The organism is Gelidibacter sp., assembly GCF_053579655.1.
This window is the reverse complement of sequence record NZ_JBMDWE010000038.1, coordinates 1-17,310: the sequence shown is the minus strand read 5'-3', so window position 1 is coordinate 17,310 and position 17,310 is coordinate 1. Positions and strand designations below refer to the sequence as shown.

The window sequence follows — 17,310 nt, the reverse complement described above, 5'->3', positions numbered from 1 at the left end:
TCTATTTAATTTTAAATCTAATATAGGTAATTGCTTTGTTCTTTTCTAGATATTGACCTTCATAATAGGTCTGAATTTCTGTCACTTCTGCTGGACTTCCTTCTTGTCTGTACACATCATGATTAGCATAAAGCACCTCGTGACCTGCACCATGCAACAAGCCTAAGGTATAGCCATGCATAAATTCACTATCCGTTTTTAAATGCACAATACCATCTGGCTTGAGGATAGTTTTGTAACGGTCCAAGAAGTCAGCGTTGGTCATACGGTGTTTAGTTCGCTTATATTTTATCTGCGGATCTGGGAAAGTGATCCAAATTTCATCCACTTCATTTTTGCCAAAGGCATGTTCGATCAATTCTATTTGGGTTCTTAAAAAAGCGGCGTTAGGAATTCCGTCCTCAATGGCCGTTTTTGCACCTCTCCAAAATCGGGCGCCTTTAATGTCAATCCCAATAAAGTTTTTGTTGGGATATCTTTTAGCCAACTCAACAGTATATTCTCCCTTTCCACAGCCCAATTCCAAAACCAAAGGATGGTCGTTTTTAAAAACCTTCGCGTTCCATTGTCCTTTTATTTCAAATTCGCCATTTACCAATTCATCACGCGTGGGTTGATACACGTTTGAAAAGTTTTCATTTTCTCTAAATCTCTTGAGTTTGTTTTTGCTTCCCACGTTTTATTATTTCTGGTTTCTGCTCTTTCAGGTTTCTTGTTTGTTGCCTGAATAAGCTTGTTTTTAATAATTTGCAAAATTAAGGAAATATATGGAAGTGATTATATCGTTATCTTTGAATGTTTCGAGAACTTTTAATTGTTTGCCGAATTTGCGCGAGGGGTTGAAGCGGCATCCTTTTTTTGCCTTGCTATATGTCATCAAACTCCAATACCTTTTTAGCAAAAAAAGATATAGCGGAAAACCCGACCCTTGTGGTCGCGCCCAAAATAAAAATGAAGAAAAAGATATTAATAGCGCCTTTAAATTGGGGATTGGGCCATGCAACACGCTGCATCCCGATCATTAACGCTTTAGCACAACACAACTTCACGCCTATAATGGCAAGTGACGGCGCGGCACTTTCGCTTTTGACCAAGGAGTTCCCTGACTTGGAAGCCGTTGAATTGCCTTCTTATAATATCAGCTATGCCAAAAAAAGAAATCATCTAAAATTGAAACTTTTAAAGGATACTCCAAAGATTTTGAAAACCATTCGGGCTGAGCAAAAGGCAGTTAAACTTATTGTAAAAACGCATCAGATTGATGGCATCATTTCAGATAACAGATTCGGGGTTTATCATAAGGATTTGCCTTCGGCTTATATCACCCACCAACTGAAAGTTTTGAGCGGTAACACCACTTGGCTAAGCACAAAACTTCATCGGAAAACCATCCAGCGATTTAACGAATGTTGGATACCTGACACTCTAGAGCAACCTAATTTAAGTGGGGAAATGGGTCATATTGAGGATAACGGACTAAACATAAAATACATTGGCCCTTTAAGTAGGTTTCAAAAATCCAAAAGTGACTTCCAGTACGACATCATGGTCCTGTTATCTGGACCAGAGCCAAAACGAAGTATATTGGAAGATAAATTATTGACTCAGTTTAAAAATTATAATGGCAAAGTTTTGTTTGTAAAAGGCATTATAGAAGAAGAGCAAACCGTCCATACCTCTGGAAATATGACCATCTATAATTTTATGACCAGTGAACTGTTGGAAAAATCCATAAATTCAAGTGAACTGATCGTGGCGCGGTCGGGATATACCACCATCATGGATTTGGCGAAATTAGGCAAAAAAGCGTTTTTCATTCCGACGCCGGGACAATTCGAGCAGGAATATTTAGCCCAAGAAATGGCGGAAAACAATTTAGCACCGAGTTGTGATCAAGATGCTTTCAGATTAGAAAAACTAACCAATATTTCGAAATTTAAAGGCTTGGAAACGATAGCCTACGAAACTGATTTCAAGCAATTATTTAAGCTTTTCGAGCGTGAATGAAAACTCACTGCCGACGCTCAATTCACTTTCTACATAAATTTTTTCATCGTGCGCTTCAATAATGTGCTTTACAATCGACAATCCCAATCCAGAGCCACCTTCTTTTCGCGAACCGCTTTTATCAATTCTATAAAAACGTTCAAAAAGTCGTGGAATATTAGCTTTTGCAATCCCCTCACCATTATCTGTAACCCGCACAATAACCTTGTTTTTTATCAGATTTTCGATACTGATTTCGGTGGTACCTTTAATTCTTCCGTACTTAATAGAATTGACCACCAGATTAGTCAACACCTGACGGATGCGTTCCTTATCGGCCGAAACCATAATCGGGTTGGGATAATTCATGTCGAAGGTCAGTGTGATTTTTTTCTTTGCCGATTTCATTTCGAGCAAATCAAAGACGCCTTCCACCAATTCTACAATATCAAAAGGCTCAATGTTAAGACTTAAATCGCCCACTTCGAGCTTGGTAATCATATCAAGGTCTTGGACAATATAAATTAAACGCTCCACACCTTTGTTGGCGCGTTCAAGATATTTACTCCTGATTTTCTCATCGTCCATAGCACCATCCAGCAAGGTTAAGACATAGCCTTGCACGGTGAATAATGGTGTTTTCAATTCGTGCGAAATATTGCCCAAAAATTCCTTGCGATACTCCTCCCGGACCTTCAGCGTTTCAATTTCGAGTTTCTTATCCCTAGCAAATTTGTCAATTTCCTGAGTCAGCGTAGCCATATCCGTAGTTATGGGATGTTTTCGTAAAGATGCAGATTCCAAAAGTGTCAAATCGTCATAGATTTTTTTGACACGACTATAGATAAATCGTTCTACACGATATTGGATAATAAAAAATGAAATGGCGTAGGTAATCAGAAAAAAACCTAGTAGCGCCCAAAAATTAAAAGTATTGGTAAGAACTAAAAAAATAGCAAAGCATACCGTTAAAAGCGATGTAATGCATAAGGTAGTTTTTCGGGCAAACTTATAGGACTTTTTCGTTCTTTCCTTCATTAGTCAACAAATTTATAGCCTACTCCTTTGACAGTTTTGAAGCAATCGTCGCCGATTTTTTCACGTAATTTCCGGATATGAACATCAATCGTACGTCCTCCGACAACAACTTCATTGCCCCATACTTTATCTAAAATTTCTTCGCGTTTAAATACTTTATTAGGCTTGGTTGCTAACAAAGCTAATAATTCAAACTCTTTTTTTGGCAAAACAATTTCGACACCATGGTGCGAAATCTTGTATTCTTCTCTATTAATGACCAATTCGCCAATCTCAAAAATGCCTTCTGAAGACTCATCCTCTTTTAAACGTCTCAGCAACGCTTTAACCTTACTGGTCAACACCTTTGGCTTTATCGGTTTTGTAATATAGTCATCAGCTCCAGCATCAAAACCTGCCATTTGTGAATAATCCTCTCCACGTGCAGTTAAGAACGTAATAATCGTATTGCTAAGCTCAGGAATTTTTCGAATTTGCTCACAGGCCTCAATGCCATCCATTTCAGGCATCATGACATCCAATATAATTAAATGTGGGCGTTCTTTCTTGGCTTTCTTTATGGCTTTCAAACCATTTTCGGCGGTAATGACTTGATAGCCTTCTGCAGAAAGATTATACCCAATAATCTCTAATATGTCCGGTTCATCATCAACTAACAGAATTTTTATATTCTTATGCTTCATGGGTATCGTTCAAAAATTTTATAGGGTAAAGATAATACTATTAGCATCCAATTGGTAATAGCAAGGGATTGATAACATTAACATAACGTGCAGAAAACAATCATTTAACCTTTTGTCGGAAAATATAATTGTTTAACCAATTTTTGGAACGACATTTGCAATAATTCACTATATTTAATAAAAGATTTCATTTGATGAAAAACTACTTTTACATTCTTTTTTTAATAATTGGCCTTGGTTTTGGCGCAACGAGTTATGCGCAAACAGATCCTTCGAAAACTTCGGCATCACCTCAGGATGGAATCAATGATTTATCAATATATCCAAATCCTGTGAGCAATGGTAAAATTTACATTACAACCTTACAAAACCTAACCAAAGACATTCAGATTTATGATGTTTTAGGTAAAAATGTGCTTTCCACGTCTCTGTTTGGAAAAGAATTGAACATTTCCAAATTGACTCCTGGCATCTATATCTTGAAGATTAAGGAAGGTAATAGTTCATCTACCAGAAAATTGGTGGTGAGATAATTCGGATCTTACAACACAACCCGAAAGCTTTCAACTTATTCATTTACAATTACATAAACTCTTTCAATATGCCTATATTTGTGTGAAAACGAAATTCACAAATTATGGGAAAAATATATCTTCTATTTAGTTTGATTTCTTTTTTGAAGGTAAACTCCTTTTCCCTAGGAAAGGAAAATTTCATAAACAATACGGCAACAGGAACTTATGGCGATGGTTATTTTGTAGGAAATAATACTATTACTTGGAGCTTTGTACATGCTAGAGATGCGGGCTCTTTTCCCATTAATGAAAAGGGAATCATTCTCAGAAGAGGCTTAGAACCTAGCCGTCTTTCAGCAACATTTTCAGGTGGTATTAGCAACTTTTCTGTCAATACCAGAAAAGCTTTTAGAGGAAATACGAAACGCAAACTCGAATTGGTCATCAATGGCCAAATTATTGCTTCGCATGAACCTAATTTTGAAGAGGGCGAAGACACAACAGTCATTCCATTTGTTGTGAATGACATCAACCTGCCTGGAGAAATCACGCTCATTCTCAGACTTTATGGAGCCACAGGAAATCAACAAATCACTCTTGATGATCTGGAATGGGAAGGTTTTACTGAAAGCTTATCCATAACAGCACCAGTTCAAAGAGAACAAACCATCAAACTATTTCCAAACCCAACAACGACTGGTTATGTGAAAATATCCTCTGTAAATTCGAGCACTATTGGAGTTGAAATTTTTGATATTTTAGGACTATCGGTGAGCAAACAGACAACCTTAAAAAAGGATGTTTTAGACGTATCTACTTTAAAAAATGGCATTTATATCCTGAAAATCATTCAAGAAGAAGCGACGATAACTAAGAAATTAATTATTGAATAAATCCTCTTTTGAAAATAAAGGAAAAGCGTTATCTTATTTGGGTAACGCTTTTTATATTTTATATATTTTTGCGCTATGATTACGATGGATACTATTTTCAATATTCAAACTCCAACTGAGTTTGAAGCAGCAAGCTTAGAGGTTTTCAAATTTCAGTTTGAGAACAATCGTGTGTATCGTTCATTTTGCGATTTGCTATACATTCATCCAAGTGACGTGAAATGCATTCAGGAAATCCCGTTTCTTCCCATTCAGTTTTTTAAATCTCATGAGATTGTCAGCAACAAACATCCGGTGGAGCAGGTTTTCACAAGTTCAGGAACTACGGGCGATTTGACCAGCAAACATCTGGTAACCGATATCAAAGTTTACGAAGAGAGTTTTAGGCGTGCTTTTACCCACTTCTACGGCACTGTTGAAGATCATGTTGTTTTAGCACTATTGCCTTCCTATCTGGAACGCGAAGGCTCTTCATTGATCTATATGGTCGACGATTTGATTAAACAATCCCATCAGCCTGAAAGCGGGTTTTACCTCCACAATCTTTCAGAGTTAAAAGATATCTTGATTAAATTGGATGCTGAGGGCAAAAAAGTATTGCTTATTGGCGTATCCTTTGCGCTTTTGGATTTGGTTGAATCGTATCAGTTTCAACTTAAAAACACCATCATTATGGAAACTGGCGGCATGAAAGGCAAACGCAAGGAATTGGTAAGAGACGAACTTCATGACCTCCTAAAACAAGGTTTTGGTGTAAAAACCATTCATAGCGAATATGGCATGACCGAATTATTAAGTCAAGCCTATTCCAAAGGCCTTGGCATCTTTGAATGTCCTAAATGGATGCAAATACTTACCAGAGATACGGAAGACGCCTTGACTATCCTTCCTAATAATAAAACAGGCGGCATCAATGTGATCGATTTGGCAAACTTCAATTCCTGTGCTTTTATCGCTACTCAAGACCTTGGAAAGGTACTGCCAGACAACCGTTTTGAGATCATTGGTCGCTTTGACAATTCTGACATTAGAGGCTGCAATTTAATGGTATTATAAATCTTTGTTAAAGTCCAAAATCACTGTAATCAATCTGAATTAAATACGACTATCCTTATGTTATAAAAAACTGACATTTTGGGAAACCGAAAAAAAAGTATTCTATAATTGAAAATTGAGTTTTTAAGTTGATTGGTTGGTTTTTTAGCGCCTGAGTGAAGTTTACTTCCTCAGGCGTTTTTCATTATTAGATATGCCATAGACCCAAAAAATCCCGCTGGGTAGCGGGATTTTTAAATAAATTTTAGCTTTGTAAATTCATCCAAAGAATGAAAGAAATTCAAACTAAGAATTTACTTTAATAATGTAAGTGTTTTTCTTTCCTTTATTAAGAATGATATATTTATCATTGATTAAATCAGAAGCAGATAACACATAATCTTCGGCAACTTTTTCTTTGTTCACTGAAATTGAATTCTCTTTTAACGCGCGACGTGCTTCGCCATTAGAACTTAAGAAATTGGTTTTTGCTGCAAGTGCTGCAATCATATCAACACCTTCATCAAATTCTGCTTTAGAGATTTCTTCTAAAGGCACACCTTCAAAAACATCCAAAAACGTGGTTTCATCCAAGGTTCTGATATCGTGCTTAAAGCTGTCGCTAAATAAAATATTTGAAGCTCTTTCGGCATTTTCAAAATCTTCTTGAGAATGCACAAACGTAGTCACTTCTTGTGCCAATCGTTTTTGTAATATTCTTAAGTGTGGCGCTTCTTGATGTGCAATGATCAACTGCTCGATAATTTCTCTACTCAAAAATGTAAATATTTTGATGTATCTGCTCGCATCTTCATCACTCGTATTCAACCAAAATTGGTAGAATTTATATACGGATGTTTTATCGGCGTCCAACCAAATATTTCCACCTTCACTTTTCCCGAATTTAGAACCGTCTGCTTTAGTAATCAACGGACAGGTCATCGCGAAGGCTTTTGCTTCTTCACCAACATTCATACGTCTTACCAACTCCGTTCCTGTGGTAATATTTCCCCATTGATCACTTCCGCCCATTTGCAAAAGAACATTATGATGTTTGTGCAAATGGTAAAAATCATAGCCTTGAATCAATTGGTAGGTAAATTCAGTAAATGACATACCAACGTTGCCTTCTTCTCCAGAAAAACGTTTTTTAACGGAATCCTTTGACATCATATAATTGACCGTGATACGCTTACCAACATCTCTCGCGAAATCGATGAACGTAAAATCCTTCATCCAATCATAGTTATTCACTAAAACTGGTGCGTTTTTAGCTTTAGAATCAAAATCCAAAAACCGAGATAACACGGATTTTATTCCGGCGACATTCTTCGCTAAAGACTCTTCATTGAGCAAATTGCGCTCATCACTTTTACCTGAAGGGTCACCAATCATTCCTGTGGCGCCACCAACCAAAGCCATCGGTTTGTGTCCGACTTTCTCAAGATGCACCAATAAAATAATAGGCACTAAACTCCCAATATGCAACGAATCTGAGGTAGGATCAAAGCCTATATACGCCGTAGTCATTTCTTTACTAAGTTGCTCTTCAGTTCCGGGCATGATATCGTGGACCATCCCTCTCCAACGTAAATCTTCTACAAATGCGTTTTTCATGAGTTTTGAAATTAATTTTATAAATTTTGTGCAAAGATAAACATCAATGGAGAATTAGGTCTTAATATCTAATAATTCTTTATTTTAGGCCTATGATATTAGTCACAGGAGGTACAGGTTTAGTGGGTTCACATTTACTCTATAAGTTATTGCAAACCAACGATAAGGTCAGAGCAATTTACAGAAGAGAACACAAGTTAGAGTTGGTTAAGAAAGTCTTTTCGTACTACACTGACGACTCAGAATCGCTTTACGAAAAAATCGAGTGGGTAAATGCTGACATTACTGACGTTCCCTCATTGGTAGAGGCTTTTAAAAATGTGGACTATGTGTACCATTGCGCGGCCTTTGTGAGTTTCGAACCTGACAAATACCACCAATTACGCAAAATCAATATTGAAGGCACTGCAAATGTGGTCAATTTATGCGTCGCACATCAGGTAAAAAAACTGTGTTATATCAGCTCAATTGCAGCCATTGGCCATCATCAAAATCCGGAGCAACCCATTACGGAAGAGACTTATTGGAATAAAGAAGATGACAACAGCGTATATGCCATTACCAAATATGGTGCTGAAATTGAAGTGTGGCGAGGCACCCAGGAAGGGGTTGACGCTGTTATTTTAAATCCGGGAATTATCATTGGCGCAGGTTTTTGGAACAGTGGCGGCAGTAGCAGTTTGATCAAGAAAATCTTCAAAGGCATGCCGTATTACACGCATGGCGTTACGGGTTATGTAGATGTCAATGACGTTGTTGACACCATGATTTTATTGGTACAAAGCCCCATAAAAAACGACCGTTTTATTGTTGTTTCAGAAAATTTATCCTTTAAGGAATTTCAGGAGCGAACCACCTCCGCATTAAATGTAAAACCAGCCACAAAAGAAGCGACACCATTTATTTTAGCAATAGGCTGGCGATTGGATTGGTTAAATCATTTCCTGACTGGCAAACGCAGACGACTCTCCAAACATGTCACTAAAAGCGCTAGAAGCATTACAAAATATGATGCTTCAAAATTGGAAAACGCTTTGGGTTTTAAATTCAAACCTATGCAAATTTCAATCAAAGAAACCTGCCAATTATTTCTGGAAGATCATAAGAAAACAACTTAGTTAAAAGCCTCCTTTTTAATGAGCTCGACAGGTTCCTTCAACTCCCTTTTAATTTTTTTCAAGGAATCTTCTACCTTTTCATCTTCTTCGGTTAGCTTTTCGTAAAGCTCCTTATCTTTTTCAAGATGTGCTTTCATTTTCTCTATAATATTAGTATAGACCTCCGTATCATAGGCATAATAGGTATTGCTTTGCGCAAATTGCAAACTGTCAATACCATATTTATCATAGACATAGTCTGAAGGCATAATCCCGTTGAGTTCCAACAATTTTCTGTTAACTCCTTTTGCTGCATTAAGGATATATAAATCATACATAATGTCTGACATTTTATCCTTGGCAATCAAGTCTTTTGGTTTTTTAGGTCGATCACCGCTATTACAGCCTACCAAAGAAATCAGAATAAGGATGTAGAAAAAGTGTCTCATCGGTTAAAAGTTAATCGTTTCCCAGCTTTAACGTTCAAAAACCTGAAATTCTTATATACTAGGGAACCATTCACAAAAGTATGCGTTATGCGCGATTTGAATAAAACGTTCTCAAAAGGAGACCATCCACATTTGTATAGAATATTATCCCTATTTACAGTCCATGGACTATTGATATCTACAATGACCAAATCAGCAAAATAACCTGGACGGATATAACCGCGCTTCTCAATCTGAAATAATATGGCCGGATTATGACACATTTTTTCGACAATTTTCTCCAAGCTTATTTTACCCTTATGATAGGCTTCAATCATAGCAACAAGAGCGTGCTGCACAAGCGGTCCGCCAGATGGTGCATCGGTATAAACATTTTGTTTTTCTTCTAAGGTATGTGGTGCATGATCCGTAGCAATCACATCAATACGGTCATCCAAAAGCGCTTTCCAAAGTTCATCGCGATCCTTTGCTGATTTTACTGATGGATTCCATTTGATCAAGGTTCCCTTTTTCTCATAATCTTCATCACTAAACCACAGATGATGGATACACACTTCGGCCGTAATTTTTTTATCCTTCAACGGAACTTTGTTGCTGAACAGTTTTGTTTCCTTTGCCGTAGATACATGAAAAACATGTAATCGAGCCCCGGTTTTTTTAGCTAATTCTATCGCTTTAGATGAGGATATATAACAAGCTTCAGCACTTCTGATGATAGGATGATAGGCCATTGGAATATCGTTTCCAAATTTTTGGATGTGCTCTTCAAGATTCTTTTTGATGGTGGCTTCATCTTCACAATGAACTGAAATCAACAAATCGGTACTTTTGAAAATCTTTTCTAAAACCTCGGTATTGTCCACCAACATATCGCCCGTTGAAGATCCTAAAAACAATTTCAAACCCGCTACGTTTTTGGAATCCACCTTTAATATCTCTTCCAAATTGGTGTTCGTACCACCAAACATGAAGGAATAATTGGCGTAAGAGCTTTTTGCTGCAATTTCAAATTTTTCTTCCAACTTCTCAATGGTCGTCGTTTGAGGAACCGTATTGGGCATTTCAATAAATGAAGTAATCCCACCAGCTACCGCAGCCTTAGATTCGGACTCAATGGTTGCTTTATGCGTCAAACCTGGCTCCCTAAAATGCACTTGATCATCGATAACTCCGGGGAAAACATAATTCCCTTCAATATCAATGACCAAAACATCTGACGATTTTGCACTGATCGAATCGGAAATTTCTTTAATGAATTCGCCCTCTATTAAAATATCTCCTTCAAAAATTTGTCCTTCATTAACGATTTTGGCATTTTTAATAAGTACCGTTTTTGCTTTCATGTGATTATTTCTATTGTTTTTTAACGGACACCTGCTGTTCGCAATTATTTATTCCCTTGGGTGTTAAAATCTTTAGCAAGCTCGTTTCATGTGATTATTTCTATTGTTTTTTAACGGACACCTGCTGTTCGCAATTAATTATTTCCTTGGGTGACGATTTTTTTAACATGCTCGTTTCATGTGATTGTTTCTATTGTTTTTTAATGGACACATGCTATTCGCAATTAACCATCCCCCTGGGTGTTAAATCCTTAGTATGCTCATTTCATATTATTTGCCAAATAGGCTTTTTAATTTCATATACATGACTCCAAAAATAGCTTCAGAAATGATACCGCTACTCATTTTCGACTTTCCTTTTGCTCGATCTGTAAAAATCACAGGAACTTCAACAATTTTGAAACCCTTTAAATGGGCTTTAAATTTCATTTCTATTTGAAACGCATAGCCCACAAATTTGATGGCATCCAAATTAATGGTTTCTAATACTTTCCTTCTATAACAAACAAATCCGGCTGTGGTATCCTGAATCTTCATGCGTGTCACAAGCCGCACATATTTTGAGGCAAAATAAGATAATAATATCCTATTCATTGGCCAATTGACCACATTAACACCCGTTATATATCGGGAGCCGATGGCAACGTCAGCACCTTCTTTAGCACAAGCGTGATAAAGTTTTACTAAATCATCAGGATTGTGTGAGAAATCGGCGTCCATTTCAAAAATATACTCATATTCTTTTTCCAAACACCATTTAAAACCCTCAATGTATGCCGTACCCAATCCTGTTTTGGTCTCTCGTTGGAGTAAATACAATCGATTTGGAAACTCCTTCTGTAAAGACTTTACTGTTTCAGCTGTTAAATCGGGCGAATTATCATCAACTACAAGGATATCGATAGCTTCATCTTGCGCAAAGACCGCAAAGATAATGGCTCCAATATTTTCAATTTCATTATAAGTTGGAATGATGACAATGGCGTCTTTCATCGATAAAAATTTTAGCAAAAGTAAGTTTTTTTAAAAGATTAATTTTATTGAAATGGACAGATAAAATTTTCTTTATAATTTAGCGGCATGATAAGAGAGATTATATCTTATGAATGGTTTACCATTTTTATGGTTTTGGGATTGGTTTTCATCACTACGGCCAAGGTACTATTCACCAATCGCTTTCTTGATTTCATAGGTGTTATCGGCAATTCCAAGTATTTAAAATTGTACACGAAAGATCAAAAGTTTATTGACTTTTTTGACGCTCTTCTGTTTTTCAACTTGGTCATTTCTATTTCCATTTTTACTTATTTCTCCTATCTCACACTTGAGCCATCTCAATCTTTCGAATTGGATGTTTTTTTGAAAGTTCTCCTCGGCATAACGAGCTTAGCCATCATTAAGATTTTAACCGAACGACTGGTGGGGAGTTTATTTGAAATTGATCCTTTAATTGATTCTTACCTCTTTCAAAAAACAAGTTATAAAAATTTCAGCGGCCTTGTACTTTTACTCATTAATGCGCTGTTGTTGTATACAATAAACCCTTCAAAGGCAATTCTTTTAGTAGCAATTTCGATAATGGTCCTGATTAACCTTATCGGATTCATGACTTCGTTCAAAAATCATCAAAAGGTAGTGATCAACAACATATTCTATTTTATTTTGTATCTTTGCGCACTTGAAATTGGGCCTTATCTGATTTTGTATAAAATAATTGTAGAATATAAAGCTTAAAACCATCCAAAGCCTATGAAAGTGAAAACAATTTTAGTGTCTCAACCGGAGCCTAAAATCGAAAATTCGCCTTACTTTGATCTCCAAGAAAAACAAAAAGTAAAGATTGACTTCCGCCCATTCATCCATGTTGAAGGCCTTGCAGCCAAAGATGTGAGACAGCAAAAAGTGGATTTAGCTAATTATTCTGCTATTATTCTGACCAGCAGAAACTCTGTAGATCATTTTTTTAGAGTCGCAGATGAAATGCGCTTTAAAGTGCCAGATACTTTAAAATATTTTTGTCAGAGTGAAGCGGTAGCTTTCTACCTGCAAAAATATGTGGTATATAGAAAACGTAAAATCTATGTAGGCAAGCGTAACTTCGAAGATTTGTCGCCGATGATCAAGAAATACAAAGATGAAAATTTCTTGTTGCCCACGACCGATAAACTAAACGACGACGTTCCAGAACTTCTTAACAGCTTAAACATCAAGTGGAAAGAAGCTATCTTTTACAAAACGGTTATTAGTGATTTATCTGATCTTGCTGATGTGTATTATGACATTTTAGTATTCTTCAGTCCATCAGGAATCGAATCCTTATTCCATAATTTCCCGGAGTTTAAGCAAAACAAAACACGTATTGCCGTTTTTGGTTCCACGACTGCAAAAGCTGTGGAAGATCATGGTTTGAGAGTTGATATTTTAGCGCCAACTCCTGAAACACCATCAATGACCATGGCATTGGAAAAATATATTGAAAAAGTAAATAAGGGAAAATAAAATTTCCACCAACATAAAAAAAGGCGATTCAAAATTTTGAATCGCCTTTTTCTTTATCTATTACTTGGTCTAAAACGCATAACGTTGCGGACCGCCTCTTCTGATTTCCTCATTTGCAAACTCCTCATATTTCTTGAAGTTTTCTCTGAAGGCATTACTCAATTTAAAGGCTGTTGTATAGTAGGCTTCATCATTATTCCAAGTCGTTCTTGGACTTAATACTTCAGTTGGCACTCCAGGACAAGATCTTGGTTGCGCAGTACCAAAAACAGAATGGATGTGGTAATCTTCGTAAGTATAGTCTCCTAAATCGCCATTCAATACTGCATTGATCATGGCTCTGGTATATTTCAATTTCACTCGGGTACCGATGCCATAAGGGCCGCCTGTCCAACCTGTATTAACCAACCATACTTTAACCCCAGTTTCAGTTATTTTCTGACTTAACATTTCAGCATATTTTGCGGGATGTAAAGGCATAAAAGGAGCGCCAAAACAGGCTGAGAAATTCGGGACAGGCTCAACAACGCCAGCTTCAGTTCCTGCCACTTTTGCGGTGTAACCAGAAATAAAATGGTAAGCTGCTTGACTCGGGGTCAATTTTGAAATTGGAGGTAAAACACCAAAGGCATCAGCCGTTAAAAAGAAAATGTTTTTTGGATTCTTACCAATAGAAGGCACTGCAATATTATCAATATGATCAATTGGATAACTTACACGTGTATTTGGTGTAATGGAGACATCATCAAAATCAACAACGCCATTGGCATCTAAAATGACATTTTCCAAAATGGCGCCTTTCTTAATGGCTTTGAAAATATCAGGTTCATTTTCTTCACAAAGATTGATCACTTTAGCATAACAACCGCCTTCAAAATTGAATACGGTGTTTTCCTTAGTCCAACCATGTTCATCATCTCCAATCAATCGTCGGTTAGGATCTGCGGACAAAGTTGTTTTTCCAGTTCCAGACAATCCGAAGAAAATTGCGGTATCATTGTCTTTACCAATATTGGCACTACAGTGCATTGGCAAGGTGTCTTTAAAAACGGGTAGAATAAAGTTCAAAGCAGAAAATATTCCTTTCTTAATTTCCCCAGTATATCCAGTCCCTCCTATCAATGCGATTTTTCGAGTAAAATCTAAAATAGCAAAGTTATGTTGGCGTGTGGCATCCACAGCAGGATCGGCCATAAAACCAGGGGCATTAACAATGGTCCATTCCGGAGAGAAGTTTTCCAATTCTTTTTCTGTCGGACGTAAAAACATGTTGTCGGCAAACTGATTGCTCCATGGATATTCGGTAATGACGCGAATGTTTAACTTGTATTTTTCATCAGCACAAGCATAACTATCTCTTACAAAAACTTCTTTACCGGAAAGGTAATCGACTACTTTATCGTATAGTTTCTGAAAATCATTGGGATCAAATGGAATGTTAACATCTCCCCACCATACGCGATCTTTAGTAACCTCATCCTTGACAATAAATCGGTCCTTTGGTGAGCGTCCTGTAAACTCCCCAGTATTAACTGCTAGGGCACCAGAAGATGATTCTACCCCTTGCCTATTGGCAATAGTGATTTCATGCAGTTTTTCTGGAGATAATTGATAGTGTACTACGGCATTTTTTATACCGTACTGGTCTAACGAAATCGATTTCGTAATTTGGGCGTTATTGGCCATAATATTAGTGTGTTGTTTGTTCTGCAAAATTAAACATTATTTTTACTTAGGTCTCCTTTTTCAAGAATTATCCCGCGAGACCTTTAAAAAGTTTATCATCATTAAAGTCCAAGCGACAATGAGTAGTAATCCACCTATTGGCGTTATAAAACCTATACTTTTAAAGTTAATTCCTGTGAACTCCATGGTCGCCAGACCATAAATAGAACCCGAAAAGAAAACCATACCTATCAACACCAGCACATAGATGGTTTTCTTTGCTTTTTGGCCTAAAAACGTCGTTCCTCCAACAAACAATAACATCAACGCATGATACATTTGATAGCGCACACCTGTTTCAAAAGTTTGTTGTGCTTCTACAGAGATCAATTGTTTTAATCCATGTGCTCCAAAAGCACCTAGTGCAATTGCAACAATCCCTAAAACCGCTGCTGTAATCAAAATTGTTCGATTCATATATTTATATTTTTGGTTTCAATAACCGAGAGTATTTAGTAAATTCGTGTTTACAAAAAGCAAAATTACTCAACAATTCTCATTATGCGAAAAATTTTAGTCATAGGTTCAGGAAAATCATCGTCTTACCTAATTAAGTACTTATTGGATAAATCATCCGAAGAGGATTTACATGTTATTGTTGGGGATATTGATATAAAAAATGCACAAAAACTAATTAACAACCATGAGAATGGACAAGCGATTACTTTAGATATTTTCAATAAAACATCGCGAAAGAATGCTATTGAAAATGCCGACATTGTCATCTCCATGCTTCCTGCAAGATACCATATTGAAGTCGCCAAGGATTGCGTGGCCTTTGGCAGACATTTAGTAACCGCTTCCTACGTGAGTAAAGAGATGGAAGACCTCAACACTGTTGTAAAGAATAAAGGTCTAATTTTTATGAATGAAATTGGCGTTGATCCAGGAATTGATCATATGAGCGCCATGAAAGTTATTGACAAAATTACAGCAAAAGGCGGTAAAATGGTATTGTTTGAATCGTTTGCTGGCGGATTGGTAGCTCCAGAAAGCGACAACAACCTATGGAACTATAAATTTACCTGGAACCCACGAAATGTCGTGATTGCTGGCCAAGGTAGTGCTGCTAAATTCTTACAGGAAGACGATTATAAATACATCCCTTACCATCGTTTATTTAGAAGAACTGAATTTTTAGAAATAGAAGGTTACGGACGCTTTGAGGCTTATGCCAATAGAGATTCTCTAAAATATCAAAGCGTTTATGGACTGGACAAAATTAAAACCTTGTATAGAGGCACCATGCGCCGGGTTGGTTTTAGTAGAGCATGGAACGTATTTGTACAACTAGGAATGACCGATGACAGCTATACCATCGATGACAGTGAGAACATGAGCTATCGCGATTTTGTTAATGCTTTTTTACCTTACAGCCATACCGATTCTGTAGAACTTAAATTTAGATTATCGCTGAAAATTGATCAGGACGATATTGTTTGGGAGAAGTTTGAAGAATTGGACATTTTCAACAGTACCAAGATGGTAGGACTTAAAAAAGCAACCCCTGCCGAAATTCTTCAAAAAATATTGATGGACAGCTGGACGCTTGCAGATGATGACAAAGACATGCTGGTCATGTATCACAAGTTTGGCTACGAACTGAATGGTAAAAAGCATCAGATTGATTCCACCATGGTCACTATTGGCGAGGATCAAACCTATACGGCAATGGCAAAAACAGTGGGTTTACCTGTAGCCATGGCTGCTCTTGCAATTTTAAATGAAAAAATAACCACTCCAGGGGTTCAAATACCGATCACTAAAGAAGTTTACGATCCTATTTTAAAAGAATTAGAGGACTTTGACATCAAGTTCACTGAAAAAGAAATGCCTTATTTGGGGTATAATCCTTTGAATGTGTAAAGTAGCTGGAAGTTCGAAGCAAGAAGCTTGGAGTTGAATTTAGCTATGATAATTAATGACATCATTTTAACATAAAGGGATACTTCGCACTTCATGCTTCGTGCTCCTAACTCCGAACTTAAAAAGATTCCCGCCTTCGCGGGAGGTAAACATGAAAATAGTCAATCAAAATATTCAAATTGACGGTATCGACAAAAAGATACTGCGTGCTTTGATGGCCGATGCCAGAACACCTATATTGGAAATCGCCAGAAAGGTAGGCATTTCTGGCGCTGCGATACACCAACGCTTGAGAAAGTTGGAGAAATCTGGTTTGATATCAGGATCCAAGTTTGTCATCAATCCGAAGGTACTGGGCTATACGACCATGGCTTTTGTGGGAATCTATTTGGATAAAGCGATGAGCAATCCAGAAGCCGTAAAGCAACTCCAAAAAATCCCAGAAGTATTGGAATGCCATTATACTACGGGAAATTGGAGTATTCTGATAAAAATCCTTTGTAAGGATAATGAGCATTTGATGCATTTACTTAATAAGGAAATACAATCGATCGCCGGCGTGTC

The 17,310-nt window shown here is 37.0% G+C and carries 18 protein-coding genes; 9 read left to right on the top strand and 9 right to left on the bottom strand.

The features are described from left to right. Position 1 precedes the first annotated feature (1 nt). Positions 2–676 carry a tRNA (guanosine(46)-N7)-methyltransferase TrmB gene (gene trmB / locus ACOH2D_RS15605; protein WP_348035114.1) on the bottom strand — a complete coding sequence of 225 codons (675 nt, stop codon included), beginning with the start codon at positions 674–676 and terminating at the stop codon, positions 2–4. 275 nt (positions 677–951) lie between these two features. Here trmB and ACOH2D_RS15600 point away from each other — a divergent pair, with 275 nt between their 5' ends. Further along, on the top strand, positions 952–2,007 hold the full coding sequence (locus ACOH2D_RS15600) for a glycosyltransferase (protein WP_449535804.1): 1,056 nt from the start codon (positions 952–954) through the stop codon (positions 2,005–2,007). Here ACOH2D_RS15600 and ACOH2D_RS15595 read toward each other — a convergent pair. Then, a complete protein-coding gene (locus ACOH2D_RS15595; protein ID WP_449535803.1) occupies positions 1,981–3,024 on the bottom strand; it encodes a sensor histidine kinase in 1,044 nt (347 codons plus the stop codon). The two genes, ACOH2D_RS15600 and ACOH2D_RS15595, sit on opposite strands and share 27 nt — an antisense overlap. Next, positions 3,024–3,707 carry a response regulator transcription factor gene (locus ACOH2D_RS15590; protein WP_449535802.1) on the bottom strand — a complete coding sequence of 228 codons (684 nt, stop codon included), beginning with the start codon at positions 3,705–3,707 and terminating at the stop codon, positions 3,024–3,026. The genes ACOH2D_RS15595 and ACOH2D_RS15590 overlap by 1 nt, the downstream gene beginning before the upstream one ends. 194 nt (positions 3,708–3,901) lie before the next feature. Here ACOH2D_RS15590 and ACOH2D_RS15585 point away from each other — a divergent pair, with 194 nt between their 5' ends. From ACOH2D_RS15585 to ACOH2D_RS15575, 3 genes are all read left to right on the top strand, one after another. Continuing rightward, entirely contained in the window at positions 3,902–4,240 is a 339-nt protein-coding gene (locus ACOH2D_RS15585; protein WP_348039041.1) for a T9SS type A sorting domain-containing protein, read from the top strand. Positions 4,241–4,344: 104 nt separating this feature from the next. Beyond that, positions 4,345–5,115 (top strand): T9SS type A sorting domain-containing protein, encoded by a 771-nt coding sequence (locus tag ACOH2D_RS15580; RefSeq protein ID WP_449535801.1) that lies wholly within the window; start codon positions 4,345–4,347, stop codon positions 5,113–5,115. Positions 5,116–5,190: 75 nt separating this feature from the next. Next, complete coding sequence (locus tag ACOH2D_RS15575; protein ID WP_348039037.1) at positions 5,191–6,171, top strand: LuxE/PaaK family acyltransferase; 981 nt, start codon at positions 5,191–5,193, stop codon at positions 6,169–6,171. 285 nt (positions 6,172–6,456) lie between these two features. Here the strand turns inward: ACOH2D_RS15575 and tyrS are convergent, their stop codons facing one another. Beyond that, positions 6,457–7,767, bottom strand: a complete 1,311-nt coding sequence (gene tyrS, locus ACOH2D_RS15570) for a tyrosine--tRNA ligase (protein WP_348039035.1) — start codon at positions 7,765–7,767, stop codon at positions 6,457–6,459. Between the two features lie 92 nt (positions 7,768–7,859). Here tyrS and ACOH2D_RS15565 point away from each other — a divergent pair, with 92 nt between their 5' ends. Next, the gene (locus ACOH2D_RS15565) at positions 7,860–8,885 is read left to right on the top strand and encodes an NAD-dependent epimerase/dehydratase family protein (protein WP_449535800.1); all 1,026 of its coding nucleotides are present in this window, start codon (positions 7,860–7,862) and stop codon (positions 8,883–8,885) included. Here ACOH2D_RS15565 and ACOH2D_RS15560 read toward each other — a convergent pair. The 3 genes from ACOH2D_RS15560 to ACOH2D_RS15550 all read right to left on the bottom strand — a co-directional run bounded on the left by ACOH2D_RS15560 (position 8,882) and on the right by ACOH2D_RS15550 (position 11,649). Then, entirely contained in the window at positions 8,882–9,313 is a 432-nt protein-coding gene (locus tag ACOH2D_RS15560; protein WP_449535799.1) for a DUF4296 domain-containing protein, read from the bottom strand. The two genes, ACOH2D_RS15565 and ACOH2D_RS15560, sit on opposite strands and share 4 nt — an antisense overlap. Then, positions 9,310–10,656 carry a dihydroorotase gene (locus tag ACOH2D_RS15555; protein WP_449535798.1) on the bottom strand — a complete coding sequence of 449 codons (1,347 nt, stop codon included), beginning with the start codon at positions 10,654–10,656 and terminating at the stop codon, positions 9,310–9,312. Before ACOH2D_RS15555 ends, ACOH2D_RS15560 begins: the two co-directional genes overlap by 4 nt. A gap of 270 nt (positions 10,657–10,926) precedes the next feature. Beyond that, the gene (locus ACOH2D_RS15550) at positions 10,927–11,649 is read right to left on the bottom strand and encodes a polyprenol monophosphomannose synthase (RefSeq protein ID WP_449535797.1); all 723 of its coding nucleotides are present in this window, start codon (positions 11,647–11,649) and stop codon (positions 10,927–10,929) included. An 87-nt stretch (positions 11,650–11,736) separates the two neighbouring features. Here ACOH2D_RS15550 and ACOH2D_RS15545 point away from each other — a divergent pair, with 87 nt between their 5' ends. Further along, the gene (locus tag ACOH2D_RS15545) at positions 11,737–12,390 is read left to right on the top strand and encodes a DUF4271 domain-containing protein (protein ID WP_449535796.1); all 654 of its coding nucleotides are present in this window, start codon (positions 11,737–11,739) and stop codon (positions 12,388–12,390) included. A 15-nt stretch (positions 12,391–12,405) separates the two neighbouring features. Further along, complete coding sequence (locus ACOH2D_RS15540; RefSeq protein WP_348039023.1) at positions 12,406–13,155, top strand: uroporphyrinogen-III synthase; 750 nt, start codon at positions 12,406–12,408, stop codon at positions 13,153–13,155. 69 nt (positions 13,156–13,224) lie between these two features. Here ACOH2D_RS15540 and pckA read toward each other — a convergent pair whose 3' ends face one another. Further along, entirely contained in the window at positions 13,225–14,841 is a 1,617-nt protein-coding gene (gene pckA / locus ACOH2D_RS15535; protein WP_348039053.1) for a phosphoenolpyruvate carboxykinase (ATP), read from the bottom strand. A gap of 60 nt (positions 14,842–14,901) precedes the next feature. Next, positions 14,902–15,297, bottom strand: a complete 396-nt coding sequence (locus ACOH2D_RS15530; RefSeq protein WP_348039021.1) for a DUF423 domain-containing protein — start codon at positions 15,295–15,297, stop codon at positions 14,902–14,904. Positions 15,298–15,381: 84 nt separating this feature from the next. Between ACOH2D_RS15530 and ACOH2D_RS15525 the strand changes: the two genes are divergently transcribed. Next, positions 15,382–16,746 carry a saccharopine dehydrogenase family protein gene (locus ACOH2D_RS15525; RefSeq protein ID WP_348039019.1) on the top strand — a complete coding sequence of 455 codons (1,365 nt, stop codon included), beginning with the start codon at positions 15,382–15,384 and terminating at the stop codon, positions 16,744–16,746. A gap of 151 nt (positions 16,747–16,897) precedes the next feature. Then, positions 16,898–17,310 (top strand): Lrp/AsnC family transcriptional regulator (locus tag ACOH2D_RS15520; protein ID WP_449535795.1); only part of this gene is annotated, 413 nt, incomplete at its 3' end.